General features: G+C 57.5%; 24 protein-coding genes. 17 read left to right on the top strand and 7 right to left on the bottom strand.

What is annotated here, in order from left to right; translation table 11 throughout:
- Positions 1-1,080 precede the first annotated feature (1,080 nt).
- From ACR0J8_RS16595 to ACR0J8_RS16575, 5 genes are all read left to right on the top strand, one after another.
- A complete protein-coding gene (locus ACR0J8_RS16595; RefSeq protein WP_480891209.1) occupies positions 1,081-2,064 on the top strand; it encodes a glycosyltransferase family 2 protein in 984 nt (327 codons plus the stop codon).
- Between the two features lie 5 nt (positions 2,065-2,069).
- Positions 2,070-3,011 carry a hypothetical protein gene (locus ACR0J8_RS16590; RefSeq protein WP_170815668.1) on the top strand — a complete coding sequence of 314 codons (942 nt, stop codon included), beginning with the start codon at positions 2,070-2,072 and terminating at the stop codon, positions 3,009-3,011.
- Complete coding sequence (locus tag ACR0J8_RS16585; RefSeq protein WP_480891206.1) at positions 3,008-5,023, top strand: hypothetical protein; 2,016 nt, start codon at positions 3,008-3,010, stop codon at positions 5,021-5,023. The genes ACR0J8_RS16590 and ACR0J8_RS16585 overlap by 4 nt, the downstream gene beginning before the upstream one ends.
- A 128-nt stretch (positions 5,024-5,151) precedes the next feature.
- The gene (locus ACR0J8_RS16580) at positions 5,152-6,147 is read left to right on the top strand and encodes a glycosyltransferase family 2 protein (RefSeq protein WP_480525935.1); all 996 of its coding nucleotides are present in this window, start codon (positions 5,152-5,154) and stop codon (positions 6,145-6,147) included.
- A gap of 34 nt (positions 6,148-6,181) precedes the next feature.
- Positions 6,182-7,162, top strand: coding sequence for a hypothetical protein (locus ACR0J8_RS16575; RefSeq protein WP_480525936.1), 981 nt, complete (start codon positions 6,182-6,184; stop codon positions 7,160-7,162).
- Between the two features lie 6 nt (positions 7,163-7,168).
- On the opposite strand, the gene ACR0J8_RS16570 is transcribed toward ACR0J8_RS16575, so the two are convergent.
- Positions 7,169-7,471 (bottom strand): DUF6476 family protein, encoded by a 303-nt coding sequence (locus ACR0J8_RS16570; RefSeq protein WP_480525938.1) that lies wholly within the window; start codon positions 7,469-7,471, stop codon positions 7,169-7,171.
- Here ACR0J8_RS16570 and ACR0J8_RS16565 point away from each other — a divergent pair.
- From ACR0J8_RS16565 to ACR0J8_RS16545, 5 genes are all read left to right on the top strand, one after another.
- Positions 7,470-8,507 carry an RluA family pseudouridine synthase gene (locus ACR0J8_RS16565; protein WP_480525939.1) on the top strand — a complete coding sequence of 346 codons (1,038 nt, stop codon included), beginning with the start codon at positions 7,470-7,472 and terminating at the stop codon, positions 8,505-8,507. The two genes, ACR0J8_RS16570 and ACR0J8_RS16565, sit on opposite strands and share 2 nt — an antisense overlap.
- A gap of 143 nt (positions 8,508-8,650) precedes the next feature.
- Positions 8,651-9,553 (top strand): RNA polymerase sigma factor RpoH, encoded by a 903-nt coding sequence (rpoH, locus tag ACR0J8_RS16560; protein WP_170616109.1) that lies wholly within the window; start codon positions 8,651-8,653, stop codon positions 9,551-9,553.
- A 210-nt stretch (positions 9,554-9,763) separates the two neighbouring features.
- Entirely contained in the window at positions 9,764-10,738 is a 975-nt protein-coding gene (locus tag ACR0J8_RS16555) for a Gfo/Idh/MocA family protein (protein WP_480525941.1), read from the top strand.
- 66 nt (positions 10,739-10,804) lie between these two features.
- The gene (locus ACR0J8_RS16550; protein ID WP_321253515.1) at positions 10,805-11,074 is read left to right on the top strand and encodes a DksA/TraR family C4-type zinc finger protein; all 270 of its coding nucleotides are present in this window, start codon (positions 10,805-10,807) and stop codon (positions 11,072-11,074) included.
- A 19-nt stretch (positions 11,075-11,093) separates the two neighbouring features.
- Positions 11,094-11,990: a DMT family transporter gene (locus ACR0J8_RS16545; protein ID WP_480525943.1), complete on the top strand. Its 897-nt coding sequence runs from the start codon at positions 11,094-11,096 to the stop codon at positions 11,988-11,990.
- A gap of 6 nt (positions 11,991-11,996) precedes the next feature.
- On the opposite strand, the gene ACR0J8_RS16540 is transcribed toward ACR0J8_RS16545, so the two are convergent.
- The 4 genes from ACR0J8_RS16540 to ACR0J8_RS16525 form a co-directional block, all read right to left on the bottom strand.
- Positions 11,997-12,233, bottom strand: a complete 237-nt coding sequence (locus ACR0J8_RS16540; protein ID WP_480525945.1) for a hypothetical protein — start codon at positions 12,231-12,233, stop codon at positions 11,997-11,999.
- Entirely contained in the window at positions 12,230-14,050 is a 1,821-nt protein-coding gene (locus ACR0J8_RS16535) for a M3 family oligoendopeptidase (RefSeq protein WP_480891200.1), read from the bottom strand. The genes ACR0J8_RS16540 and ACR0J8_RS16535 overlap by 4 nt, the downstream gene beginning before the upstream one ends.
- Positions 14,051-14,132: 82 nt before the next feature.
- Positions 14,133-15,110 carry an alpha/beta hydrolase gene (locus tag ACR0J8_RS16530; protein WP_480525949.1) on the bottom strand — a complete coding sequence of 326 codons (978 nt, stop codon included), beginning with the start codon at positions 15,108-15,110 and terminating at the stop codon, positions 14,133-14,135.
- The gene (locus tag ACR0J8_RS16525; protein ID WP_480525951.1) at positions 15,110-15,400 is read right to left on the bottom strand and encodes an SCP2 sterol-binding domain-containing protein; all 291 of its coding nucleotides are present in this window, start codon (positions 15,398-15,400) and stop codon (positions 15,110-15,112) included. The genes ACR0J8_RS16530 and ACR0J8_RS16525 overlap by 1 nt, the downstream gene beginning before the upstream one ends.
- A gap of 69 nt (positions 15,401-15,469) precedes the next feature.
- Between ACR0J8_RS16525 and ACR0J8_RS16520 the strand changes: the two genes are divergently transcribed.
- The 6 genes from ACR0J8_RS16520 to ACR0J8_RS16495 all read left to right on the top strand — a co-directional run bounded on the left by ACR0J8_RS16520 (position 15,470) and on the right by ACR0J8_RS16495 (position 21,323).
- Positions 15,470-16,039, top strand: a complete 570-nt coding sequence (locus ACR0J8_RS16520; RefSeq protein WP_480525953.1) for a tetratricopeptide repeat protein — start codon at positions 15,470-15,472, stop codon at positions 16,037-16,039.
- Between the two features lie 21 nt (positions 16,040-16,060).
- A complete protein-coding gene (locus ACR0J8_RS16515; RefSeq protein WP_480891197.1) occupies positions 16,061-18,868 on the top strand; it encodes a helicase-related protein in 2,808 nt (935 codons plus the stop codon).
- A 6-nt stretch (positions 18,869-18,874) separates the two neighbouring features.
- Positions 18,875-19,240, top strand: coding sequence for an RNA-binding S4 domain-containing protein (locus ACR0J8_RS16510; RefSeq protein ID WP_480891194.1), 366 nt, complete (start codon positions 18,875-18,877; stop codon positions 19,238-19,240).
- Positions 19,241-19,306: 66 nt separating this feature from the next.
- On the top strand, positions 19,307-19,645 hold the full coding sequence (gene fdxA / locus ACR0J8_RS16505) for a ferredoxin FdxA (protein WP_170616129.1): 339 nt from the start codon (positions 19,307-19,309) through the stop codon (positions 19,643-19,645).
- A gap of 282 nt (positions 19,646-19,927) precedes the next feature.
- Complete coding sequence (locus tag ACR0J8_RS16500; protein ID WP_170616131.1) at positions 19,928-20,437, top strand: CarD family transcriptional regulator; 510 nt, start codon at positions 19,928-19,930, stop codon at positions 20,435-20,437.
- A 118-nt stretch (positions 20,438-20,555) separates the two neighbouring features.
- Entirely contained in the window at positions 20,556-21,323 is a 768-nt protein-coding gene (locus ACR0J8_RS16495) for a potassium channel family protein (protein ID WP_170676650.1), read from the top strand.
- On the opposite strand, the gene cobS is transcribed toward ACR0J8_RS16495, so the two are convergent.
- Complete coding sequence (cobS, locus tag ACR0J8_RS16490) at positions 21,320-22,084, bottom strand: adenosylcobinamide-GDP ribazoletransferase (RefSeq protein WP_480891192.1); 765 nt, start codon at positions 22,082-22,084, stop codon at positions 21,320-21,322. The two genes, ACR0J8_RS16495 and cobS, sit on opposite strands and share 4 nt — an antisense overlap.
- Before the next feature lie 79 nt (positions 22,085-22,163).
- Here cobS and cobT point away from each other — a divergent pair, with 79 nt between their 5' ends.
- A complete protein-coding gene (gene cobT, locus ACR0J8_RS16485; protein WP_480525962.1) occupies positions 22,164-23,177 on the top strand; it encodes a nicotinate-nucleotide--dimethylbenzimidazole phosphoribosyltransferase in 1,014 nt (337 codons plus the stop codon).
- Between the two features lie 31 nt (positions 23,178-23,208).
- Here the strand turns inward: cobT and ACR0J8_RS16480 are convergent, their stop codons facing one another.
- A complete protein-coding gene (locus tag ACR0J8_RS16480; protein WP_321253494.1) occupies positions 23,209-25,089 on the bottom strand; it encodes a monovalent cation:proton antiporter-2 (CPA2) family protein in 1,881 nt (626 codons plus the stop codon).
- Position 25,090: the final 1 nt, after the last annotated feature.

Raw genomic sequence — 25,090 nt, 5'->3', positions numbered from 1 at the left:
TCAGCCAAAAAAGATCAGACATGGTCACCGCCCGATTTTCGAACCGTGACTCACGCAGCCACGCGGAAATCAATGGGTCCTGACCCTAGCAAAGAAGAAATCTTAGTGTTCGCGGAAGGAAAGGAACTTCGCTCAGCCCCGGGGATTTCTTCCCAATAGCAAAGAGGCGGAGGCCGCAAAATGACGCATGCAACCTCCGCCCAAAGGGCTTCGTCATCAAATCAACAATCAACATGCCAAGCAATTTGGGATCATAATTTGGCCATTACACGGCAAATCAAAGAAGGGGGATTGCTATGAGAATCAACCAGATCGGGCCTCTCACCTCACCTCACCTCGCCTCGTCGGCATAGAGAACTTAGCCGCAGGACACTGAAACACTTCTTGAAATACCCAATATTTACTTGGTTGCAGTATGTAGAGTGTTTCTGGGCCGAAATATTCTACGGGCCGATACATTTCAACGCGTGTATTGACAAAAACAGACAACACACAATACCACTCAGGACAGCACACATTTTGGAAAATATGAAGGCTGCCCTATAGGGGTTTACCTATAAAAATAAGGATTCATGGGCGCTAGTTCGATTGTTCTAGATGCTTCTCGACCGCACCATATTCCGGCGTTGAAAGCAGTTTTTCCGTTCCTATCGCGGTTCTGGTCGTGCTTTGCGTTGCTTCGTTTGGATTGATCATTGAATTCAGTTTTAACACCGTTAAATCGCGAACCCGCGAATTCGGGCGCAACGTGGCGGCTTTGCTGGTGCCGGGCCAGACACACCAATCCCCACGCCGCATTGAGACTTCGGTTCAAGGCGTGCGTTAGCGCAAAATACACCGAGCAACACTCTGAAGGCTTTCACCTTGTCGATTTGATGAACGTTTGGTGCTGTTTTTGGCTGAGTGCAGATCTTATGGATCTGGTGGCTGCTTGGGATTCTTTTGGTACCCAATCCCTTTCAAAGGCGAGTGCGAAGGTGCATCAGTTTGTTCGGGATTGCCGGTTTGCTCGATTCCCGTCTCGCCCCGTTCTGCGTGCTTGTGTAAGACAGTGGGCAATTCAGATTGGGAACGGCTTGAATGTCACAGACCATTACCATCTTTACGACGATGAAAAACGAAGGCCCCTATATGCTTGAATGGTTGGCTTTTCATCGGAGTCTGGGCATCGACCACTTCGTGATATTCACCAACGATTGTGAGGACGGTACTGACGAAATGGCCCGCAGGTTGCAGGATCTGGGGCTTGCGACACATGTGTCGAACGAGGTGAAAGAAGGGGGAAACCCTCAGCACCAGATGTTGCGGCGGTCGCGGCGCCAGCCCAAAGTCAAGGAGTCTGACTGGTTATTGTGTCTGGATGTCGATGAATTCTGGAACATCCGTTGCGGTGACAACAGCTTTGGCGCTCTGATTTCCCAGGTGGAACATCGCGCGGGGCAGACAGTGGATGCAATCTCGTTCGCGTGGAAGCTGTTTGGCAGCGCCGGAAACATCAGCTTTGAAGACCGGCCCGTGACCGAGGCGTTTGTGATGGCGGATATGGAATTCCCGTATCACTCCAGCCGTGCTTTCGGCTTGAAGACGCTGTTTCGCAATAACGGAAAATTCACCCGGTTCGGTCCACACAGACCAAAAGGCATTGAAGAAGGAAAAGAGGACGACATTGCCTGGTCGGATGCCAGCGGCAATCTGTTCCCTGCGGCAAAGGTCGGCTGGCGAGCCTGGCGAAACTTCGATCACAGCTTTGGTCGGATTCACCACTACTCGGTCCGGTCGATGGACGGTTTTTTGATCAAGCGGGATCGGGGAAGAACCAATCACATCAAGGTGGATCAGGGGCAATCCTACTGGATGGATATGAATGCCAACAAAGAGATGGACCAGTCCATCCTGCCGGCGGCCCGCCGCGCCGCGCCCTTGCTGGCCGAGTTGAAGGCGGATGAGGAATTGGCCCGCCTGCACGAACAGGCTTGCAATTGGCACACGGCGAAAGTTCAGGAAATCAAAATGCGCAAGGACTGGGTGGACTTCCGGTCCTGGCTTGCGGACAATCTTGTTTGAGCATCATGACCGACCTGTCCAAAGAGCAACTGAAGCCCGAACACCCTGACCGCAAGACAGGGTACGAACGCATCCTGACCGACCCCGCACCGCCATGGTTTGTGGAACTGTATCCGGGCGGCGAAGGCAGGGGCTTTCTGCAGAAACTTGAACGCCACGCGTTTCTGTTTCACCACCGATCGACCTCTCGCCTGATTGTAAGCTTTGACAACATTGCCAATGCCAACGACCTGTCTTTTGCGCGCGAACCATGGGGCTGGAAGTTTTTCAGGGACGAAGGGTGGTCTCATCTTGGGGTGTTTGCCCGGACCAAGGCTTGGTATCGCGACACGGAAATCATTTCGTATCTGGAAGGAAAGGCCCGCGAAGGTTTTTTTGCCCAGTTCGATCAGGTGGTTTTTGCCGGTGCATCCATGGGGGGCTACGGCGCACTGGCGTTTTCCGCTTTGGTGCCTGGGTCGACGGTGATTGCCTTCAACCCGCAGACAACGTTGGACGAACGGCTGGTGCCATGGGAAACCCGATACCGGTTCGGTCGGGTTCAGGACTGGGATCTGCCGCTCAGCGATACTGCCGAAACCATAAAAACCGCGAAACGGGTTTATGTGGCCTTTGATCCCTTTTTCGATCTGGACCGGCAGCAGGCGGCGCGCTTGCAGGGGGGAAATGTCATCCCGCTGAAGACCTGGTGTTCGAACCATTTCGCGGCCCCGATGCTGCGAAAGCTCGATTTGCTCAAACCGGTTATGCTGGGGGCGATGGACGGCTCGCTTGAGGCCGCAGATTTTTTTCGGATGATCCGGGCGCGCAAGCGTTTGCCGGTCTACATGAACAGACTGGAAGAGATGAGCCGTGACCGGCATCCGAAACTGGCACACGCAGCACGTCAGAGATTTCGTGCCCTTCGCAGGCAAGCGGCTGCCGACACTGCCCAGGCAACCTCATGACCCCAGGCAGGGGGGTCTTTATCGGTCAACGCAAGGACAGGATGGGCGCGCGCCTGTTGATGTTGTTGACATGTATTCGCCTGGCCGAGGATTTCGATACTGATTATCGGGTGAACTGGTTCCCGCAAGGCGCGGATGCACCTGAGTTGGAATATCCACAAGAACTGTTTTCCCAAGCGTGGATGGCGGACCATTTCCTGGATACCGACGCGTTCGAGGCGCTGTCACAAAAAGCCCAACCGATCTGGAAATTTCAGAACGATAAGACACCGGACCGGCTGATCAAGCATCTGGACGCCGGGCGTGCGGTTCTGGTCGAGGAGGGGTTCCAGATTCTGACGTTCCCCTGGGAAGACATTGAAACGATCCGCCCCCGCTATCGAGAGTTCATTAACCGGATCGGCTTCACCGACGAAATCCGCGCCATCATGGATCGTGCGGACCAGGCGTTGTCGGGGCAGGGGGTGTCAGCCTACCACATCCGCCGGGGCGACATTCTGAACGGGTTGCCGTGGAAACACTCAACCTGGCCCGCGAAGATTGAGACCGAGGAGCTGTACGAAGCCCATCTGGACAAGTTCGCCGACAATCCGGCGATCATGTTTTCGGATCAGCCGGAGCTGATCACCCGGTTTCAGAAGCGCTATCCGCAACTGATGCGGATGTCGGACATCGCAGATCTTTCAGAGAAGACCCGGGCCAAGCGTGATTTTCTGGAGCTTTATACAATGTCCCGGGCGGACCAAGTGGTTGCCCCCCCGGTATCGGCATTTTCGATGGCGGCGGCCAGGCTTTCCGGGCAGGAGAACAAGATGTTTCGCGATGTTTTGTCCCCGCAGGAAATAAGTGAGGCCAACGAAAAGACAGTGGATCGGCTGCGCAAGGGTGCGGACGGATTTATCAACGCGTCAGAGGCTGCACATATCTATGCCAAGGCGACGTTCCACTTGTTCTCGCTCCAGGCTGAAGACCGGGCAGAAGAGTCACGCCAGTTTGCGGAGTCCTTGCTTGAAGCCGGGGCGGACAACGCGTTCTTGCCGTTGTTGAATGCGCTGAACTGCTTTTACCTGCGCCGCTGGAAAGAGGCGCTGAGGCTGACAGAACAAGCCTTGGCAAATCCCCATATCTGGCCCGAGGATCACGCCGTTGCCTGCGCATTGCAGGCCGCAATTCTGGGCAGTCAGAAAAAGCGGTGGCTTGCAGCACAGGCTTTCACTCGGGCCTTCTGGGCAAAACCGTTGAGGCCCGACGTCATCATATTTGGTTCGCGACTGGTGTTTCGGGATCAGGTTTCTTATCGGGCGATGCCGCCTGTGGACTGGACCATTCAAAAAGCGGTCCGCCGATCCTGGTTCAACTTCAATGCCCATGTCGCTCAGCGTCGGGTATTATCACGCCTTCCCTGCAACTTTGATGTGATCTTGCTGGACTGGAGCGATCTCGCACTCGACCAAAAGGCGCGCCGGCTGAACTCGAGCAGGGACAGGTTGGTTATGTTGCAGGATTGGCTGGGCAACATGCAAAACCTGTCGGAGAAGATGCAGGTGCCGCTTCATGGCCCGGAGTACCAGAGCTTTTCTACAATCCTTCGGTTTCGGCTGGATGATCTGCCGTTGGAAAAAGCAATAGATGTTTCCCGGAACGTATCAAGCCTTCGCCCTGAAAACACGCTGTATCTCAAACGTTTGGCCGAGCTGTACGAGGCGGATGGTGATTATTCTCAGGCGCGGCTCAAGATGGCTGAGGCTGTTGGAAATGATCCGGGAAATCCTTTTCTGGTGTTTGCCATGGGTGGCTTGCTGGAACGGATCGGCGCGTCCGAGCAGGGGCAAAACCAGATCATCGAGGCGGCGGATCTTGACGACAATACAGCGGCGATTCAGGGGGCGGCCGGTCAGTTGTTGCTGAGGCGGGGGGACAAGAAAAAAGCCGCCGGATATCTGCGCAAGGCACGGGATCTCTGCCCGCCATACAAGCGGTTCGCCAATCAACTGAAACGAACAGAAACCTGACCGGGCGGGAGGATGACAGCGTTTGGGCGGCTTGAAGGCAGGTTCAAATATGTGAAAACTCGTGTAGGACTAACAGGTGATGTATCCGCCGAAACCGGGACAATAAAACCAACAAAGGGCAGTCAGTCATGAATGAACAGGACCCACGCTTTGTCAGCGTGACCCCGATGAAGAACGAAGGGCCGTTTGTTCTGGAATGGGTGGCGCATAACCGGGCCATTGGTGTCGATCATCAAGTGGTTATGACCAATGACTGTACCGACGGGACGGACGCTTTGCTGCAAAGGTTGGACGAGCGTGGAATTCTGACCCATGTCGACAACAATTCACGCCGGAAGACCAGCCCGCAGAAACGGGCCTATAACACGTTTCTGAAAATGGAAGTTGCCCGCCCGCAAGACTGGGTTGTCGTGATCGACGCGGATGAACAGATCGTGGTCAAGACCGGAGATCACACACTGCGCGCCCTGACCGAGGCTATTCCGGACGCCCGCACGATTTCGATGACATGGCGGTTGTTCGGAAATGCGGGTGTTGTGCGTTACGAGGATCGGTTCCTGTCGGATCAGTTCAGACAGGCCGCGCGCGAAATGACCATCCGGCCGTTTCAGGCGTGGGGATTCAAGACCATGTTTCAGCGCGAACTCTGGGACGGGTTGGGGGTTCACCGGCCCAAGCGCCCGACGGTCGAAACCATGGCGGAATGCCACTGGTACAACGGATCGGGTCAGTTGATGCCCGACCGTTATTACGAAAGAAGCTGGCGGTCCGCCCGCGATTCCGTCGGGTACGAGTTCGTTCAGGTCAACCATTACGCGCTGAAGTCCTGCGAAAGCTATCTGGTCAAGAAGATGCGCGGTCGCGCTCATCATCTGGGCGAAAGCCTGGGGATGGAATACTGGAACATGATGAACCAGAATGCCGAGACGGACAGCGCGATCGATGTCGTTGCTGACCGCAAACGCGAATTCTATTACGACATGCTTTCTGACCCTGAAACCGCCCGACTGCATCATCTGACCTGTGATCTTCACCGTCAGCAAATCGCGCAGCTGCGGGAAGTCCCCGAGATGCAGGATCTGATGCAGCAGATGACTGACGGTGCCGTAGCCGGGAAGGTGTGATGACGGTTCTTTTTCAGGTTTGCGGAGGCGCCTGATGCTTTGGCTTCATATCGGGATGCCCAAGACCGGCACAACCGCCTTGCAGGGTTTTGTTCGCACGAACGGCGGAATGCTGGAAAAGGCCGGGCTGCGATACATGGAAACCGGTCGCCGGCGCCACGAAAACAGCCGGCTGACGATCAGCCACAATATCATCGCCTTCCACATAAACCAGACGCAGCAGCCGACAGACGGGTTCCGCGAAGCCATGGCTCTGGAATACGAGGCGCACAAGTATAAAACCTGCCTGGTCTCGTCCGAGATGCTTTATTCGGTAGATCTGGACCGGCTGGCGCAGATTTTTTCCGATATTCCGGCCCGGCAGATGCGCATTACCTTCTACTGTCGGCGGTATTCCGACTTTTGGGAGGCGGACTATAAGCAGCGGGCAAAGAATGGTCGCTTGCCCTCTGGCGGAACGCAATACATCCGCGCTCGTTTGGACGAGATCGCCGAAAACCCCGAGCGGCTGAGTTACAGCGCCATGCTGACCCGAATCCGAAGCGCGTTTCCCGGCGTGACGGTCGCGCCTTTCCTGTATGATCGGTCCGTAATGGCCAATGGAAATATCGTGGACGATTTCATTTCACGCATTGGTGTCACGCTTCCCAAGGGTAGCACGGCAAATCTGCCGTCCAATCCTTCACAGTCCCGCGCGGCAAGCGAGGCTTTCGGGATTCTGGCCCGGTCCATCGGGCGCCAGCGAACCCGACAACTGCGGCGGCTCGTTGTCGACGATCCGGTAATGATCCGGCGAAATGACGTGCTGGAACCGAAAGAGCGTTTGTGGCTGGACGAACATCTGGCCGCACAGGACACTGATTTTCAGCAGGAATTTTTCCCGGACCGCGATCAGTTGTTCCCGCCCGTGCAATTGAGTGACGCCGATTTACAGTTCCGCCGCGACTCGCCTGAAGAATACGAAGCGCTGAGGCTGGCGTCAGAGATTGTTTTCCGAATGGCGCTTGAAGAGTGATCGCGCCTATTCGACAACGATTTCCTGCCTCTGCCGCCCGGTTGTCTTGTCGAATATCAATATCCGGTTGTCGTCCGTTACAACCGCGTACCAGTTGTTTCCGATGGTCAAGGCCTGTGCTTTGGCGCCGTCCGGCAGTTCGATCTGGTCGGGCAGGGTGGGGGTTCGGTCCGATAGCCGGATGACAATCAGCGCGAATGTCACTAGAACCCCGCCAATCATCACCACGGTCAGCAACATGACCATGCGCCGCAGCAGTTTAAGCTGGGGCGTTTCCTGCGGTTCTTGGGGTTCGGAAGGGACAGTCATGGGCACCCGGCAGATTGAGTTTCAGATCGCGGCCGCTCCGCCGCCACGTCTTGATAAGGCGCTTGCGCGGGATGTGCCAGCGGAAGAAAACCTGTCCCGTACACGCCTGGGGCGTCTGATCGACGAGGGGGCGGTGCAGGTCGATGGTGTCGTGGTGGCCGATCCCAAGGCAAAAGTCACGGAAGGCGCGCAGGTCGTTGTAACCGTTGCCCAAGCCGAAGACAGTCATATCGGCCCCGAAGACATCCCGCTGGACATCATTTACGAAGACGCTGATCTGGTCGTGATCAACAAACCTGCGGGCATGGTCGTTCACCCGGCACCGGGTTCGCCCAGTGGTACGTTGGTGAACGCGCTTCTGTTTCATTGCGGCACTGATCTGTCCGGTGTCGGCGGTGTCAGGCGGCCGGGCATTGTGCATCGCATCGATAAAGAAACCAGCGGGTTGCTGGTCGTCGCCAAATCGGATGCGGCGCATCACGGTCTGGCGGCGCAGTTCGAAGCGCACAGTGTCGAGCGCTATTATCGCGCGATTTGTTACGGAGTGCCGGACGCCAACGATCCACGCCTGCGCGGCGTCAAAGGTGTCAGTTTCGAACCGGGCAATGTCATGCGCCTGACCACGCAACTGGCCCGGCACAAGACGGACCGGCAAAAACAGGCCGTGTACTTTCACGGCGGCCGCCACGCTGTCACGCGCGCCCGGGTCGTCGAAACATTTGGCGCGCCCGCGTCTCTGTCCGTGGTCGAGTGCTGGTTGGAAACCGGTCGTACACACCAGATTCGCGTGCATATGGCACATGCGGGCCACGGGTTGGTCGGCGATCCGGTCTATGGCGGTAAGCGCAAACTGGCCACTCGCGCGTTTGATCTGGCGACGGCCGAAGCTGTCCGCGCTTTTCCGCGTCAGGCGCTGCATGCCGCGGTTTTGGGGTTTGAACACCCGGTCAGTGGCGAAAACCTGCGGTTCGAAGCCGCCTTGCCGAATGATATGGAAAACCTGATAGAACGGCTGCGCGCACCGCTGACACAATAAGCAAACCCCTGTGAGTAAGAGTTTCTTATCTTTCCTTTATCAAAGTTTAATCTCAAACTGTTAGCAGCACCTCTTGAATGGACAGGGTTCCTTACCCATATCCTATGTTAAATACTTAAACATTTGTCGGAGGGACATGAAACATGGCAAATTACGCAAATCTCCCCGCGCCGACGCCCGAGGGCGGCCTGAACCGCTATATGCAGGAAATTCGCAAGTTTCCCCTGCTTGAGCCGGAAGAGGAATACATGCTGGCCAAGCGCTGGGTGGAAGAACAGGATACCGAGTCGGCGCATAAGATGGTGACATCGCATCTGCGTCTGGCGGCCAAGATCGCCATGGGCTATCGCGGCTATGGCCTGCCGCAGGCCGAGGTGATTTCCGAGGCGAATGTGGGCCTTATGCAGGCCGTCAAACGCTTTGATCCGGAAAAAGGATTCCGTCTGGCGACCTATGCAATGTGGTGGATCCGCGCCTCGATTCAGGAATATATCCTGCGGTCCTGGTCGCTGGTGAAACTGGGCACCACCTCGGCGCAGAAAAAGCTGTTTTTCAACCTGCGCAAGGCGAAGGCCCGCATTGGTGCGCTGGAAGAGGGCGACCTGCGTCCTGAAAATGTTGCGCAGATCGCCAACGATCTGGGCGTGACCGAAGAGGAAGTCATCAGCATGAACCGCCGTATGTCAGGTGGGGATGCCTCGCTGAATGCGACCGTTGGGTCCGAAGGCGAAGGTACCATGCAGTGGCAGGACTGGCTTGAGGATGAAGATGCCGACCAGGCCGGTGACTACGAAGCCCGCGACGAGTTGGAAGCACGCCGCGAGTTGCTGAGCGCTGCGCTGGACGTGCTGAATGATCGTGAGAAGGACATCCTGACCCAGCGACGCCTGATGGATCAGGCCGTGACTCTGGAAGAGTTGAGCACGCAGTACAATGTCAGCCGCGAACGCATTCGCCAGATCGAAGTGCGGGCGTTTGAGAAGCTGCAGAAAAAGATGCGCGAGTTGGCCCGTGAAAAGGGCATGCTTGGAAACAGCTACAGCTAACCGGACAGCCTTAGCGGACCGGCCGGAGTTTTCCGGCCGGTTTTTTCGTGCCTGCGCTGCAGGACCCGGTTTCGATTTGTTCAGCTTAGAAAAATGGCTGGATTTGCCTGACTTGGGCGTGATTCACTGCTAAAGGTACACCGACGCAGGCTGAACCCAGCCTTGCGACGAGGCTGCAACATTTCAGCAGGACAGTATTCGGAGTTCACGATGCAAAAGCCGGTTCAATGGGGCATTCTGGGTGCCGCCAAATTCGCACGACAGTTTATGGCACCTGCCATTCATGCCGCAGACGGGGCAAGACTGTCGGGGCTGGCAACCTCAGACCCTGCCAAAGCTGAGCCGTTTCAGCAGTTCTGCCCGGATCTGGCGGTCTATGACAGCTACGATGCGCTTCTCTCGGATCCTGAGATTGACGCGGTATACATCCCGCTGCCCAATCACCTGCATGTCGAATGGAGCCTGAAAGCCCTTGATGCCGGAAAACATGTGCTGTGCGAAAAGCCGATGACCATGAAGGGCGAAGAATTCGACGCCCTGATCGGAAAACGGAATCAGACCGGTTTGTTAGCAGCCGAAGCTTATATGATCGTGCACCACCCTCAGTGGCAGTTCACGAAAAGGCTGATTGCCGACGGGGCGATCGGAAAGCTGGCACATGTGACCGGGGCCTTCAGCTTCGACAACCGGGCGGACACGACGAACATCCGTAATCGCGCGGAAACGGGGGGTGGTGGATTGCGGGACATTGGCGTCTACGTTATCGGCGGCGCACGTTTTGCGACGGGGCAAGAGCCTGTCTCGGTACAATCGGCAATTCGCTGGCAGGACGGTATCGACACGTTTACGGAAATCCGGGCGCAATTCCCTGACTTTACATATTCCAGCTATGTTTCGATCCGCATGCACCCGCATCAGGAGATGGTATTTCATGGCGAAGGCGGCGTGATCCGGCTGACAGCGCCATTCAACGCCCGGGTCTTTGGCGAGGCCCGTGTCGAATTGCATCGCCCGGGGCTGGAAGTGCAAGTTACGCGTTTCCCGGCGGATGATCACTACAAACTCCAGGTCGAAGCGTTCTGCCGGTCTGTTCGGGAAGAGGCTGACTACCCATGCCCGCTTGAGTTCTCGCGGGGAACGCAAGAAATGATCGATCAGGTTTTCAGTCTGGCCGTACCGCTCTGATCCACCCACTTGCCTACCATGGCGAGCCTCGGTTAGCCTGTCGGGTACCCATTCAGGAGGTGCCCTATGGCTGGCGGTTGGGCGCGCGATGGCGCGGTAAGTGAACAGATTGAGGCGTCAATATCCGATGAGCTTGCACGGATGCAGGCGCAAAAACGCCCTTTGGGTGAAAGCCTGACCCATTGTGCTGAATGCGAAGAGCCAATTCCCGAGAAACGGCGCAATGCGATCCCGGGGGTGAAACTGTGCTTGGACTGTCAGCAGGATCGTGACGGGGCGTTCAAAGCCCGCAGCGGCATCAATCGGCGCGGGTCGAAAGACAGTCAGCTGAAGTAGGTTCCAGCGGAGCGGCACCTTGCAAGACAACTCTGCCAAGCACGTATCCCTCCTGCAAAACGGTCTGGTCCTTGGCTTTTTGGCTGCGTTCTTGTGGGGCACACACAGCGTTATCGTTCGCTATCTGACCAGTGATCTGGGTGGAATGCAGATCGCCACGACGCGGTTGTTCATCGCCGCACTCGCAATCTACTGCATGTTGCGTGCGATGGGGGCGTCAGTTTCGATCTGGTTTGGGGACTGGAATTTCCGTCTGGCTGTGTTGTCGACGGTGGTGAACTACATTCTGTTCCACATCGGACTGGAGCATACCGGCGCGGCCAACGCGATGGTGCTGGAAAACACAGCGCCCTTCTTCGTTCTGGTGTTTCTCTACTTTTTCGCGGACACACCAGTTGGCCGGACCGAAGTTCTCGCGACGGTATTGGCGATCTTTGGCGTGTTTCTGACGGTCTACCAGGATTTCGAAGGTGGCGGAGAGCCTCTGCTTGGCGATGTGATGGAAATCGGTGCTGGCCTAAGCTGGGCCGTGTTCCTGATTTCCAGCAGCCGGGCCATGAGAGCCTCTGAATCCACGCCCGAACGTTTGAATTTCCTGTTTGGGATATTCATCTGTTCAGGCGTTATTCTGTTGCCGCTTTCCCTGTTCGGAATTCAGATGCCGACAGCAAACGATGGTGTTTTTCTGGTACTTCTTGGTGTGTTGCCAACGGCGTTGGCTTACTACCTTTGGTACGAAGCGGCAGCGCGGGTTTCGACCCTCACGGCCACTTTGATGTTCGCCGCTTCTGTGGTGTTCACCTTCATCAACTCAGCACTGTTTCTGGGGGCGGCCATCACACCGCTGGCTGCAATAGGCGCTGCGCTGATCGTCCTGGCCATATTCCTCACGACCAAATCAAATGAGAAAGACTAAGGAAACCTAGCTAGATTTGCGACGCCATCGCCGATACAGATTGATGTCCATTGCCGCCACCATGATGCCCAACGGGATCATCCAGAAGCCTAGAATGGGAAGAAACCCAAGAACACCGCCGAGTATCAGCAAGATGCCCACAATGATCCGCCAGCCACGTGGCACGGTTCGGCGAATTCGGTTCATGGCAGGGCGCAGGCGCGCCTTCAATGCGGCCCAACGCCCTGTGGATTGGGTGCTCACCCCTCCATCGCCTCAAGTTCGTCAATGAAGCCAGAGATCATGGACAGGCCCTTGTCCCAGAACTTGGGATCACTGGCATCAAGGCCAAACGGAGCAAGCAGTTCCTTGTGGTGTTTTGATCCGCCGGCACGCAGCATCTCGAAATACTTGTCCTCGAACCCTTCCGAGCCGCTGGCGTAAACGGAATAAAGCGCATTCACCAAACCGTCGCCGAACGCATAGGCATAGACGTAGAACGGTGAGTGGACGAAGTGTGGGATATAGGCCCAGAAGGTCTCGTACCCATCCATGAATTCGAACGCGGGCCCAAGGCTTTCGGCCTGAACGCTCATCCAAAGGGCGTTGATGTCGTCCGGTGTCAGTTCGCCCTCGCGGCGGGCGGCGTGCAGTTTGCATTCGAAGTCGTAGAAGGCGATCTGGCGGACGACGGTGTTGATCATGTCCTCGACCTTACCGGCCAGCAGCACCTTGCGCTGTTCTGGCGTTTCGGCCTGATCCAGCATCTTGCGGAAGGTCAGCATCTCGCCGAACACCGAAGCGGTCTCGGCCAGGGTCAGAGGTGTTGACGAAAGCATTTCGCCCTGACCTGCGGCCAGCACCTGATGTACGCCATGGCCCAGTTCATGCGCCAGTGTCATCACGTCGCGCGGTTTGCCCAGATAGTTGAGCATCACGTAAGGATGCACGTCGGTGACTGTTGGGTGGGCAAAGGCGCCGGGGGCTTTGCCCGGTTTCACGGCGGCATCGATCCAGCCTTTTGAGAAGAACGGTGCTGCAATCTCACCCATGCGCGGGTCAAACGCGTTGTAAGCGTCCATCACCGTTTTCTCGGCATCGGCCCAGTTCACGGTGCGCGTGTCTTCCATCGGCAGGGGTGCGTTGCGGTCCCAAACCTGCATCACGTCCAGACCCAGCCACTTGCGTTTCAGTTCGTAGTAGCGGTGGCTCAGCTTGGGATAGGCGGCGACCACCGCTTCGCGAAGGGCATCGACAACCTCGGGCTCGACATCGTTCGACAGGTGGCGCCCGGTTTGCGCGGTGGGCATTTTGCGCCAGCGGTCGACGATTTCCTTTTCCTTGGCCTGCGTGTTGTGAACCCGGGCGAAGGTTTTGACATTCTCCTGAAACACCGAAGCCAGTTCCCGTGCCGCAGCCTCGCGTTTGTTGCGGTCCTGTTCGGTCAGCAGGTTCAGGGTGCCTTCGATATTCAGCTCTTCGCCATCCACGGTGAATGTGAGGCCGGCAATCGTCTCGTCAAACAAGCGCTCCCATGCGTCTCCGACAACGCCCAGATCGTGCAGGAATCTTTCCAGCTCGTCGGACAGCTGATAGGGCTTCATCGCGCGAATACGGCGGAAAACCGGCTCGTAACGCGCCAGATCCGGGTTTTCATCAAAATGGGCACGCAGCACGGTGCCATCGATGCGGTTGATTTCCAGCGTGAAGAATACCAGCGGTGTCGTAAAGATTGTTATCTTTTCCTGCATGTCCGACAGGAACTTGGCCCGCTCGGCATCCGTGGTCAGCTGATAGTAGCGCAGACCGGCAAAGGACATGATGCGGCCGGCAATTGCATTGATCTTTTCGTTACGATGCACGCATTGCAGCAGCTCACCCGCATCCAGATCAGCCAGTTTGCCTTCGTAGTCCGAGGCAAAGGAGGCGCATTCTTTCTCCAGCCACTCAAGATCACGGCCAATCTCGGGTGCGTCTTCCGCCTTGTACAGATCACTCAGATCCCATTCCGGCAAATTGCCCAGATTGTCAGACCCGCCGACAGCGTTTGCGTCACGGACGGGAAAGGGAAGGTCGCGCATGGATCACCTCGATGTTCTGCTTTCGGAAACATCTAGGCGCGGTCGGCAGGGATCACAAGCGGCCAGAGTGACGGATCGGCTATTAACTTTGCAAAGCCGCATTAGGTGCGGCGTTTGGCTGGCTGGCCCTGAAATGCGCGGCAAGTTGATCAAAGACCGGTCTCCGAACCTCGGGTGATTCCATCATGACCTCATGTTCGCCCTCGGGAACTTCAATCAGCTTGCCTTTGGGCCAGTTGGCCATTCGGGCCCGGATGGCATCACGATCCACGATCCGTTCGTTTCCGCCCAGATACGTCAGGCATGGTACATCCGGCGCAGGCTGTTTCATCAGCCAATCACATTCCGTCAGCGCCTCGCGTAGCCAGATTGTCGACGGCGCCCCAAGCGCCATTTCCGGATGCGCAGCCAGTTGACCCTGCATCATCCTGTACATATCCGGATCGCGCGTCAGCATATTGTCTTCGAAGGGCTGAATGGTGACATAGCTGTCCAATGTCGTGGTCGGAGGCGTTTTCTCGCCCAGTCCGAATTTCGGCCCCCAATAGGCCGTCATCCAGCTGATCGGCCGCATGATCGTCGAAAAGTAAATGCCCCACATTGGCCCGGTGAAGGCACAGGCCGCAAAGCAGTTCTGCTCGATAATCGCCCGCAACGCTATGGCACCGCCCATTGAATGGCCGATCACGTACCAGGGCTTTGGCAGGTTCCGTTCTTTTGCCATGTCCAGAACGGCGCGGACGTCCTTCTGGTAATCCGGAAATTTCGCGACATGTCCGATCCGGGGGTCGTCCAGAAGGCGATCCGCCAGTCCCTGACCGCGCCAGTCTATCGCCAGGAAGGCAAAGTGCCGTTTTGTGAACTCTCCGGCCGCGTTTCCGTATTTTTCGATATATTCCGTGCGTCCCGGAAACATCAGCACAGTGCCATTTGCACTGTCTTCAGGCACCCAATGCGCGACACGGATGCGTTTGGCATCCGAAGTTTCCAGCCAATGGGCCTTGCCACCGGCAGGAGCGCCGGCCACAGCTTCAAACAAAGGGGCCGGCGAGAAGTCCATCAGGCCAGCACCGAGGCAAGTTTCATGGCAACCCCCATGTCTCCGTCCACGCTCAGCTTGCCGGACATGAACGCGCCGGTCGGGTTCAGGTCACCGCTGAGGATCTGCTCGAATGTATCAGCATCCGCGCTCAGGGTCACGTCGGCGTCTTCGTCGCTGACACGCGCGCCGTCTGCATCCAGAACGATCGAACCCAGATCTGCGATGGCGAATTTGGCCGAAGCATCAAAAGCCCCGCCGGCCAGTTTTTCATTCAGCGCGGCTGCGGCCTTTTCAAGAATCTCGCTCATGATCTTCCTCATTTTGTTTATGCGCCGAGAATGGACATCCCCGGTCGCAACGCTACACTGAACAATGTTATGAGCATTGCAAACCACAATCTCAAAGGTATCGTCGCGGCACTTGCAACACTGATGGTGTTTTCCACCATTGGTGCGGCCCAGCAAGCCGACTCCAAGGACGAATCCGTGCTGTTGGAGCAACTGGCACAGTCCACGCCCCGGCAGGCGATCAGCATTGACCGTCAGTTGCAGTCGCTCTGGTCGCAATCCGGCTCGGCCTCGGCCGATCTGTTGCTGGAACGCGGGCGCGAGGCGCTTGAGGACGGAGACGTCAAGGCGGCGATTGAACACCTGACGGCTTTAACCGACCACGCACCGCAGTTCGCCGAAGGCTGGCACGCCCGGGCATCGGCGTTTTTCGGTATCGAACGCTTTGGCATGGCGGCGGCTGATCTGGAACATGCCCTATCCTTGAACCCGAACCAATACGAGGCCATCTATGGCTTGGGTCTGATCTTCGAGATGCTGGATCAGCCGGAAAAAGCGTACGAGGCCTATTCCCGCGCTTTGTCTATACATCCCCATCACGAAGAAGTAACCAATGCCGTGATTCGTCTAAAGCCTCAGATCGAAGGCAAGGCGCTGTAAGGTCCGGGGCAGGGGGCAAAGGTGAACGGGTCATCCCGAATCGTGGCCGTTCTTGGCCCGACAAACACAGGTAAAACCCATTACGCGATCGAGCGGATGCTGGGACACAGGACTGGTGTGATCGGTCTTCCGTTGCGTCTGCTGGCGCGCGAGGTCTATGACAAGATCGTAGCCGTCCGTGGACCCTCCGTCGTGGCCCTAGTCACGGGCGAGGAGCGGATCGTGCCACCGCGTGCGCAATATTGGGTCTGCACGGTCGAGGCGATGCCCGAAGGCATGGGCGCGGATTTTTTGGCCATTGATGAGATCCAGCTCTGCGCCGATCCCGAGCGTGGCCATGTGTTCACGGACCGCCTGCTGCGCGCACGCGGGACCAGTGAAACGCTGTTTCTAGGGTCAGATACGATGCGCGGTCCCATCGCTGCGCTGGTGCCCGAAGCACAGTTCACCCGCCGCGAGCGGATGTCGCAGCTTGTCTACTCCGGCTCGAAAAAGATTAGCCGAATGTCTCCGCGCAGTGCCATCGTCGGGTTCTCGGTCGACAGCGTCTATTCGATCGCCGAACTTCTGCGCCGTCAAAAGGGTGGTGCGGCGGTTGTTATGGGGGCGCTCAGCCCGCGTACACGCAACGCGCAGGTCGAGCTATACCAGAATGGCGAGGTTGACTATCTGGTCGCCACTGATGCCATCGGAATGGGTTTGAACCTGGATGTGAATCATGTGGCGTTTTCGTCCCTGACCAAGTTCGACGGTCGCAGGATGCGACCTCTGGCGCCCAACGAACTGGCCCAGATCGCTGGCCGGGCAGGGCGCGGCATGTCCGACGGCACGTTCGGCGTAACGGGTGAGGCCCCGCCTTTGGATGATGGCGTGGCGCAGGCGATCATGGACAGCCGTTTCACGCCGATGAAAAAGCTGAACTGGCGGAACGCCGCCTTGCGATTCGGCTCGATCGAGGCGCTGATCGACTCGCTTGAGGTCAGCCCAAACGACGAACACCTCATCAAGGCGCGGCCAGCCGATGATCTGAACGTGCTGAAATCTCTTTCGCAAGTGACCGAGGTAGCGGCGCGCGCCAGCGACGGTCCGTCGATCCGTTTGCTATGGGATGTCTGCCGAATTCCAGACTTTCGTGGCATCAGTCATGCCGAGCACGCAAGTCTGTTGGAGGTGATCTACAACTACCTGCACGAGCGTGGAACGATCCCGGATGACTTTCTGGCGCGGCAAATCCGCCGGATCGACCGAACCGACGGAGATATTGATGCGCTGTCCAAAAGGTTGGCATATATTCGCACATGGACATATGTTGCGCAACGAAACGGTTGGGTACGTGACGAATCCCATTGGCGCGAGGAAACGCGCACTGTAGAAGACAGGCTGTCGGACGCTCTTCACGAACGTTTGACTCAAAGATTTGTGGACCGGCGCACATCCGTTTTGTTGCGCCGGCTCAAACAGAAGGAGGCCCTTTTGGCCGAAGTAAATGACAAGGGTGAAGTGACCGTCGAAGGCGAATTCGTCGGTCGTCTGGAAGGGTTCCGGTTTATCCCGGACAAAAGCGCGCAAGGAACCGAGGCTAAAGCTCTGAAATCGGCGTCCCTGCAAGCTCTCGCGCCGCAATTCCATCTGCGTGCCGACCGCTTCTACAACGCGCCCGATACTGAAATTGATTACACAGATCAGGGCGGCCTGATGTGGGGCGAATACGCCGTTGGCAAACTGGTTGCAGGGGCGGAGCCTCTCAAGCCGGTCGTCGAGGTTTTTGTGGATGAGGCTGCGGGACCGGATGTGGAGCAGAAGGTTCAGCGCCGTTTGCAGCACTTCATCGACCGCAAGGTCGCGGCGCTGTTTGAACCGCTGCTGAACCTGTCGCGCGACGAAGAGCTGTCAGGCCTGGCCAAGGGGTTTGCCTTCCGCATGGTCGAAGCCTTGGGTGTGCTGCCCCGTGCCGGCGTCGCGCAAGAGGTTAAGGATCTGGATCAGGACGCCCGTGGCGCGCTGCGCAAGCACGGCATTCGGTTTGGACAGTTCACAATCTTCATGCCGCTTCTGCTGAAACCCGCACCGACGCGTCTGCGACTGGTTTTGTGGGCCCTGTCCAGCGGATTGCAGGAGTTTCCCGAAGCGCCTCCACCGGGTCTGGTCACTGTGCCCGTCGCCAAGGGCGCGCCCGAGGGGTACGACACGATGTGCGGATACAGGGATGCCGGCGAGCGTTCGATCCGTATCGACATGCTGGAGCGTCTGGCCGACATGCTGCGTGCAGAAGACAGCCGCGGCGGGTTCGAAGCCAAACCCGACATGCTCTCGATTACCGGTATGACGCTTGAACAGTTCGCTGACCTGATGCAGGGGCTGGGCTACAAGGCCGAGCGTGGCGAACGTGAAAAGGTTAAACCGGCGGCTGTCGAAACAGAACTGCCTTCGACAGATGCTGCCGAGCAACCTGTCGCCGAAGAAGTGTCCGCACCCCAAGAGGCAACCGAAGAAGTCGCAGCACCCGCCGAGGCGCCAGCCGAGGCCGCGACAAGCACCGAGGCGGCAGCCGAGGCACCGGCTTCTGATGAGCCGGAGGTCGAAGTATTCTACACCTTCACCTGGGGTCGTCAGCGGCAGCCGAACCGTGGCCCGCGCCGCGAGCAGGGGCAGGGCAAGGGCAAGCCGCGTGGCAAACCGCAGGAAGGCCGTGGAAAACCACACGGCAAGAAAGGCGGCAAGCCGCAAGGCTCCAAGACATTCTCCTCCCGTCCTCCGAAAAAGGAAAAGGCGATCGATCCTGACAACCCGTTTGCAGCTGCGCTGATGGGTTTGAAGGACGGCAACTGACCCGAGATGGCCGAGGCCCGGCTGCGGATTGACAAATGGCTGTGGCAGGCGAGGTTTTTCAAGACCCGCAGCCTGGCTGCCAAGCAGGTCAGCGGCGGACACGTGCGGATAAACGGAAACCGTGTGGTGAAACCGGCGCATTCGGTCGGCCCCGGAGACGTCCTGACGTTCACTCAGGGGCGTATCGTGCGCGTCGTTCGTGTTGAAAAACTGGGCGAACGGCGGGGACCGGCACCCGAGGCGCAAACGCTGTACTCGGACCTGACCGAAAAGCAGAACGCACCACCGCGTAATCCGGGTTTTGAAGGAAAAGGTCGTCCAACCAAGAAAGATCGGCGCGCACTTGATCTTTCTCGACCTACGGAATGCTGATCCTCACTTGAAGAGCAAGCCATACTGAATTAGCTAGACGCCCAAACCGCAAACGGGAACGCCGCCATGACCTATGTTGTCACCGAGAACTGCATCGCCTGCAAATACACCGACTGTGTCGAAGTGTGCCCGGTGGACTGTTTCTACGAGGGCGAGAACACACTGGTCATCCACCCCGATGAATGCATCGACTGCGGCGTGTGCGAACCGGAATGCCCCGCCGACGCAATTCGGCCTGATACCGAGCCGGGTATGGAAGAATGGGTCGAGTTCAACCGCAAATACTCCGAGCAGTGGCCGGTGATCGTAACCAAGAAAGATCCCCTGCCAGACGCGGAAGAACGTGATGGGGAAGAAGGCAAGATGGAGAAGTACTTCTCCGAAGCGCCGGGTGAGGGCGGTTAAGCGATTCGTCCAGGAATTTGGTGGGAATCTGTAAAGATTGAGGGATATCCTTCTGATTCCCTAGCAGCTTTTCGAAATTTCCCCGGCGTAAGCTTTCAGATGCCACTTTTTTATGGTATACTATCTCCCTACATGATGATCGAGATTGGGGTGCGCTCCGTAAGTATGCTTGCTTTGGAGTTCTGAGTTTTCAACACAACCGCCGCCAGACGGGGCTTAGATGTGCCCTGTGGTGGTGTTTTTGTTGTCTGTACCCCGGTCCGCAACGAAGGAAAAAAGTGAATGTCAAAATCGAAAAAGCTTGAGTTCCGCCCTAACGACTACGTTGTCTACCCTGCGCACGGCGTGGGTCAGATCATCTCGATCGAAGAGCAGGACGTTGCGGGGTTTTCGCTCGAGCTGTTCGTGATCTCATTCGAGAAAGATAAGATGACCCTGCGGGTTCCGACCAACAAAGTCACCGAATCCGGTCTGCGCTCGCTGAGTTCGCCGGACGTGATCAGTCAGGCGATGAAGACGCTTAAGGGTAAAGCCAAGGTCAAACGCGCCATGTGGTCACGCCGGGCGCAGGAATACGAACAAAAGATCAACTCGGGTGACCTGATTTCGATCGCCGAAGTGGTTCGCGACCTGCACCGCACCGATGACCAGCGCGAGCAGAGCTATTCCGAGCGGCAGCTTTACGAAGCCGCGCTCGAGCGTCTGACCCGCGAAGTCGCCGCAGTATCCGGGCATGGAGAGATTTCGGCTGCCAAGCAAGTCGACGAGGTTCTGATGTCGCGTGCCGCCTGATCTCAATCGGCTACCAGGTTTCGGGCCGTCCCTCATCGGGGGCGGCCTTTTTTTATTCTGCTGCTTGGTCCCCGGTGGGTTTGAGAGTAATTTTGCCCTGAACAAAGGGGGATAGGCAGTGAAGGTAAAGCAAGCGATAAAGTTCCTCTATATCGGAAAAGACCCGATATCGGTGCGGTTCAGGTATACCTTGATCCTGTTTGATGCTGCTACGATCATCTTCTTTGTTGCCACCGCACATGGCGGTCATGGGCCCGGCATCACTCTGGTCAGTATGATTGTGGGCCTGATCATCCTTATGGATTTTTCGGCGCGGCTCTGGATTTCGAAGGATCGCAAAAGACTGCTGCGCAAGATTTACACGCTGGCCGATATCGTCGTGATCCTGTCATTGATCCTGGATCCGTTCCTCACCGGCAGCCTAGCCTTCCTTCGAATATTGCGCGCGCTACGTCTGATCCATTCCTATCATCTGTTGCGCGACCTGCGACGCGACAGCCCCTTTTTTCGAACGCATGAAGACGCAGTGATTGCTGCGATCAACCTGCTGGTTTTTGTGTTTGTGACCTCGACGGCAGTTCTGGTTTACTTCATCCCGGAAACCAGCCAGACGCCATACATTGACGCACTGTATTTCACAATGGCGACGCTTACGACGACAGGATTTGGTGACATCACGCTGGCGACACCGTGGGGCAAGCTGTTCTCGGTTTTCATCATGGTGGTCGGTGTCGCACTTTTCGTGCGGCTGGCGCAGGCGATATTCATGCCCCAGAAAGTCAGGCATAAATGCCGAAACTGTGGACTTTACCGGCACGACCCGGATGCCGTGCATTGCAAACATTGCGGTGAGGTGTTGCGGATTGAAACCGGCGGTGTCGCCTAAATCCGTGCGATCAACGCAACAAGGATCGTGACCTCGGCCAATTGCTGCGCCGCGCCTAGAATATCCCCGGTCTGACCGCCGATTTTTGCTTTTGCGACGATTGCCAACAGGCCGACGATCAGCGCCGCGCAAAGTGCCGGGAAAAAGGCAGAGCCACCGATCAGCGCCACAGAGACTGCACAAGCAACAATCAGGCCTGCAATTGCACTCATCAAACGGGGGCGACCTACAGAGTGACTTAGTCCGGATGAACGGGCATTTGGTAAGATGGCCATCAAAACGGGCATCATCGCACGAGACATCACGCATGCGGTCAGGATGGCGCTGATCCCTCCGGCCGTCAGCAGGGATGCGACAGCAAACACCCGGATCAATTGTGAAAACAAAAGTGCCAGAACACCATAGGTGCCGATATGGCTGTCTTTCATGATCTCAAGCCGCCGGTCCCGCGTGAACCCGCCCCAAAGCCCGTCAGCCGTGTCTGCCAGCCCGTCTTCGTGCATTGCGCCGGTTGCTGAAATCAGAACTCCCACCAACAACCCGGCAGAGACAAGGGCCGGCACGTTGAGGGAGATGGCAATCCATCCCACCAGACAGGCAATTATTCCGACGGCCAGCCCTGCAATCGGGAAAGCCCAAGCAGCCTGAGCCTGACGCGCGAATACATTATCCGGCAGCCGGGGAACGGGCAGGCGGGTCAGAAGCACCAATGCCAGGGGAATATCCCAGCCGGAAATGAGTTTGGTGTCGTTTTTGTGCACTCCCGCGCCTTTCGGGGTCTTGTTGGTCTGGATGCTTCGGTTAAACACACACGACCACTCTGATGCAACGAGGCTTTCGATGCTGCCCGAACTTACCGACCTGAAAACTTTCCGGAATGCGCTGAGCTCTGCACCCGGCCCGGACGAAACCGCAACAACTGGCGCGTCCGAGCGCAACGGCCAACTGACCAAGCCTCCGGGCGCGCTGGGTCGGCTCGAGGATCTGGCGATCTGGTATGCGGGATGGCGTGGGGATGCCCGGCCGCAGATTTCCGCGCCTCAAGTGATCGTTTTTGCCGGAAACCACGGTGTTACGGCGCAAGGCGTATCCGCATTTCCACCTGAAGTGACCGTTCAGATGGTGATGAATTTTCAGCATGGCGGTGCGGCGATCAACCAACTGGCCAAATCGGCTGGTGCGACGATGAACGTACACGCGCTGGATCTGGACACGCCAACTGCGGATTTCACAAAAGCTCCGGCAATGGATGAGCAAGAGCTTCTGTCAGCGTTGCGTACAGGCTGGCAGGCAGTCGATCCAACGGCGGATCTGTTGGTGGTTGGCGAGATGGGGATTGGCAACACAACTCCGGCGGCCGCAATTGCCTGCGCCCTGTTTGGAGGCGAGGCGGCCGAATGGACCGGGCGTGGCACCGGCGTTGATGATGCGGGTCTTGCCAACAAAACCCGGGTGGTCGCTGAAGGTGTCGTCCTGCATGGTCAGGCTGGCGACGGGCTGGATATCCTGCGCTGTTTGGGTGGGCGCGAGATTGCCGCCATGGCCGGTGCCATCGCGGCGGCACGTGTGTTGAGGATTCCGGTCATTCTGGACGGTTTCATCTGTTCGGCGGCTGCCGCGTGTCTGGCGGACGTGAACGAAGGGGCGCTGGACCACACAATTGCCGGCCACCAGAGCGCCGAGGGCGCGCATGGCGCGGTCCTGGCGCGGCTTGGCAAAGAACCTTTGTTGAACCTGGGCTTGCGGCTTGGCGAGGGGTCGGGTGGTGCGCTGGCGATCAACATCCTGAAAAGCGCCGTCGCCTGTCATTCGGGCATGGCAACGTTTGCCGAGGCCGGTGTCTCGGACGGCTAAACGCTGTATCTGACCCGGGTAGGGGCCTGGGTCAGGCAGACTTCTTGGCGTTTTCTTCAGCCATCTCCAAAAGCGCGGTTTCCAGCTCCTTCTGAAGCTCGCGCGACCTTTCGATGTATTTCTTGTTCTCGGCCGTCGGCATGCCCGGTATCCACAATTCGGCCAGCTCGCGCACCGACATTCGGTCATGATGATAGAATGTCTGTTCCGCCTGTGCTGCCTCATAGTCGCTGAGGCCGATGTTCTCCAGGACATAGCGGCCAGCGCGAAGTGAGCTGTCGAAGGTTTCACGGACGATATCGTTCGCACCGGCCTGATACAGCTCATAAACGTGGTTGCGGTCATAGGCACGGGCGATGATGTGCAGATCAGGGCGTTGTCGCCTTGCGTAGCCAACTAGCCGCGTGACCTGCTTGTGATCGTCCATGGCTGCGACAAGAACGGATGCCTTTTCGATCCCTGCCGCGCGCAGCAGTTCGGGGCGGGTCGGGTCGCCCAGAAACCCTTTGACGCCGAACCTGCGCATCAACTGCACCGTGTCGATGTCGTGGTCCAGAACGACCGTCTTGAAACCACTTGCCCGAACCAGCCGGTTTACGATTTGGCCAAAGCGGCCTATGCCTGCGATGATAACCGGGCCTTTTTCGTCAATCTCGTCCGGTTCCGGCTGCGGGCGCACATCACCGATGCGGCGCGAGAGTTGATCGTAGATGATGAACAGCAGCGGCGTAATCAGCATCGTCAGGGCGATGATCATCAGCAGTTTCTGGGAAAGATCGGTGGGGATGACATTCTGCTGCGTGGAAAAGGCCAGCAGGACAAAACCGAATTCACCAGCCTGGGCCAGACCCAGAGTGAACAGCCAGTGATCGCGCCCGCGAAGCTTGAAGGCACGTCCGACGATATAAAGGATGATCCCTTTGACCAGGATCACCAGAAGCGCTAGCCCGATCAGGTCAAATGGATCGTTGAAGAAATAGCCCACGTTGATCCCGGCACCGACGGTGATGAAGAACAGCCCAAGAAACAGACCTTTGAACGGCTCCAGATCGCTTTCCATCTCGTGCCTGAATTCCGAACTGGCAAGAACCACGCCGGCCAGAAATGCGCCCAAAGCGGGCGACAGGCCAACCAGTGTCATCAGGAATGAAATTCCCACAACGATCATAAGGGCCAGTGCGGTGTACATTTCTCGCAGGCGCGTGGCGTGAATGAATCTGAACAGGGGACGGGTCAGGTAGACACCGGCCAGAATGACGAAAGCAACGGCGCCGAGCGTGACCAGCGTGACCGCCCAGCCCGGCAAGCCCTCGACCAGGGACAGGCTGTGGTGGGCCGCGCCATGCGCATCGACATTGCCACGGTCGATAGAGCCGTCGCCTTCAAGGTGCGGAACGCGCGGAAGGGCCAGCAACGGCAGCATCGCAAGGATCGGAATGACCGCAATATCCTGTGTCAGCAGAACCGAGAATGTGGCCCGCCCGCCATTGGTCTGCATCAGCCCCTTTTCCGACAAGGTCTGCAATACGATAGCCGTCGACGACAGCGAAAGGGTCAGACCAACCGCCAATGCCACGGTCCACGGGTGGTTTGCGTATATCGAAACACCGGCGATCACCGCCGTCGACATTGCGACCTGAAGACCGCCCAGCCCCAGTAGTTTGTCGCGCATATCCCAAAGGGCGCGCGGTTCAAGTTCCAGCCCGATCAGAAACAGCATCATGACGACGCCGAACTCGGCTACATGCTGCAGGCTTTCGGTTTCAGCACCGACCAGCCCCAGAATGGGCCCGATCACGATACCGGCCGCCAGATACCCCAGTACAGAACCCAACCCCAGACGCGCTGATAACGGCACCGCAATAACTGCCGCCGCCAGATAGATCGTTGCCTGGTAAAGGAAATCGTCCATG

It is taken from the genome of Ruegeria sp. N11, from assembly GCF_056531525.1.
Note: the sequence above shows the minus strand (reverse complement) of the source record. Positions and strands in the feature narration are given on the sequence as shown.

What these genes read in the sequence shown, in the direction of transcription:
- ACR0J8_RS16595 (WP_480891209.1), top strand. Translation starts at nt 1,081, where the DNA reads ATGTCACAGACCATTACCATCTTTACGACGATGAAAAACGAAGGCCCC.
- ACR0J8_RS16590 (WP_170815668.1), top strand. Translation starts at nt 2,070, where the DNA reads ATGACCGACCTGTCCAAAGAGCAACTGAAGCCCGAACACCCTGACCGC.
- ACR0J8_RS16585 (WP_480891206.1), top strand. Translation starts at nt 3,008, where the DNA reads ATGACCCCAGGCAGGGGGGTCTTTATCGGTCAACGCAAGGACAGGATG.
- ACR0J8_RS16580 (WP_480525935.1), top strand. Translation starts at nt 5,152, where the DNA reads ATGAATGAACAGGACCCACGCTTTGTCAGCGTGACCCCGATGAAGAAC.
- ACR0J8_RS16575 (WP_480525936.1), top strand. Translation starts at nt 6,182, where the DNA reads ATGCTTTGGCTTCATATCGGGATGCCCAAGACCGGCACAACCGCCTTG.
- ACR0J8_RS16565 (WP_480525939.1), top strand. Translation starts at nt 7,470, where the DNA reads ATGGGCACCCGGCAGATTGAGTTTCAGATCGCGGCCGCTCCGCCGCCA.
- ACR0J8_RS16570 (WP_480525938.1), bottom strand. Translation starts at nt 7,471, where the DNA reads ATGACTGTCCCTTCCGAACCCCAAGAACCGCAGGAAACGCCCCAGCTT.
- rpoH (WP_170616109.1), top strand. Translation starts at nt 8,651, where the DNA reads ATGGCAAATTACGCAAATCTCCCCGCGCCGACGCCCGAGGGCGGCCTG.
- ACR0J8_RS16555 (WP_480525941.1), top strand. Translation starts at nt 9,764, where the DNA reads ATGCAAAAGCCGGTTCAATGGGGCATTCTGGGTGCCGCCAAATTCGCA.
- ACR0J8_RS16550 (WP_321253515.1), top strand. Translation starts at nt 10,805, where the DNA reads ATGGCTGGCGGTTGGGCGCGCGATGGCGCGGTAAGTGAACAGATTGAG.
- ACR0J8_RS16535 (WP_480891200.1), bottom strand. Translation starts at nt 14,050, where the DNA reads ATGCGCGACCTTCCCTTTCCCGTCCGTGACGCAAACGCTGTCGGCGGG.
- ACR0J8_RS16530 (WP_480525949.1), bottom strand. Translation starts at nt 15,110, where the DNA reads ATGGACTTCTCGCCGGCCCCTTTGTTTGAAGCTGTGGCCGGCGCTCCT.
- ACR0J8_RS16525 (WP_480525951.1), bottom strand. Translation starts at nt 15,400, where the DNA reads ATGAGCGAGATTCTTGAAAAGGCCGCAGCCGCGCTGAATGAAAAACTG.
- ACR0J8_RS16520 (WP_480525953.1), top strand. Translation starts at nt 15,470, where the DNA reads ATGAGCATTGCAAACCACAATCTCAAAGGTATCGTCGCGGCACTTGCA.
- ACR0J8_RS16510 (WP_480891194.1), top strand. Translation starts at nt 18,875, where the DNA reads ATGGCCGAGGCCCGGCTGCGGATTGACAAATGGCTGTGGCAGGCGAGG.
- fdxA (WP_170616129.1), top strand. Translation starts at nt 19,307, where the DNA reads ATGACCTATGTTGTCACCGAGAACTGCATCGCCTGCAAATACACCGAC.
- ACR0J8_RS16500 (WP_170616131.1), top strand. Translation starts at nt 19,928, where the DNA reads ATGTCAAAATCGAAAAAGCTTGAGTTCCGCCCTAACGACTACGTTGTC.
- cobT (WP_480525962.1), top strand. Translation starts at nt 22,164, where the DNA reads ATGCTGCCCGAACTTACCGACCTGAAAACTTTCCGGAATGCGCTGAGC.
- ACR0J8_RS16480 (WP_321253494.1), bottom strand. Translation starts at nt 25,089, where the DNA reads ATGGACGATTTCCTTTACCAGGCAACGATCTATCTGGCGGCGGCAGTT.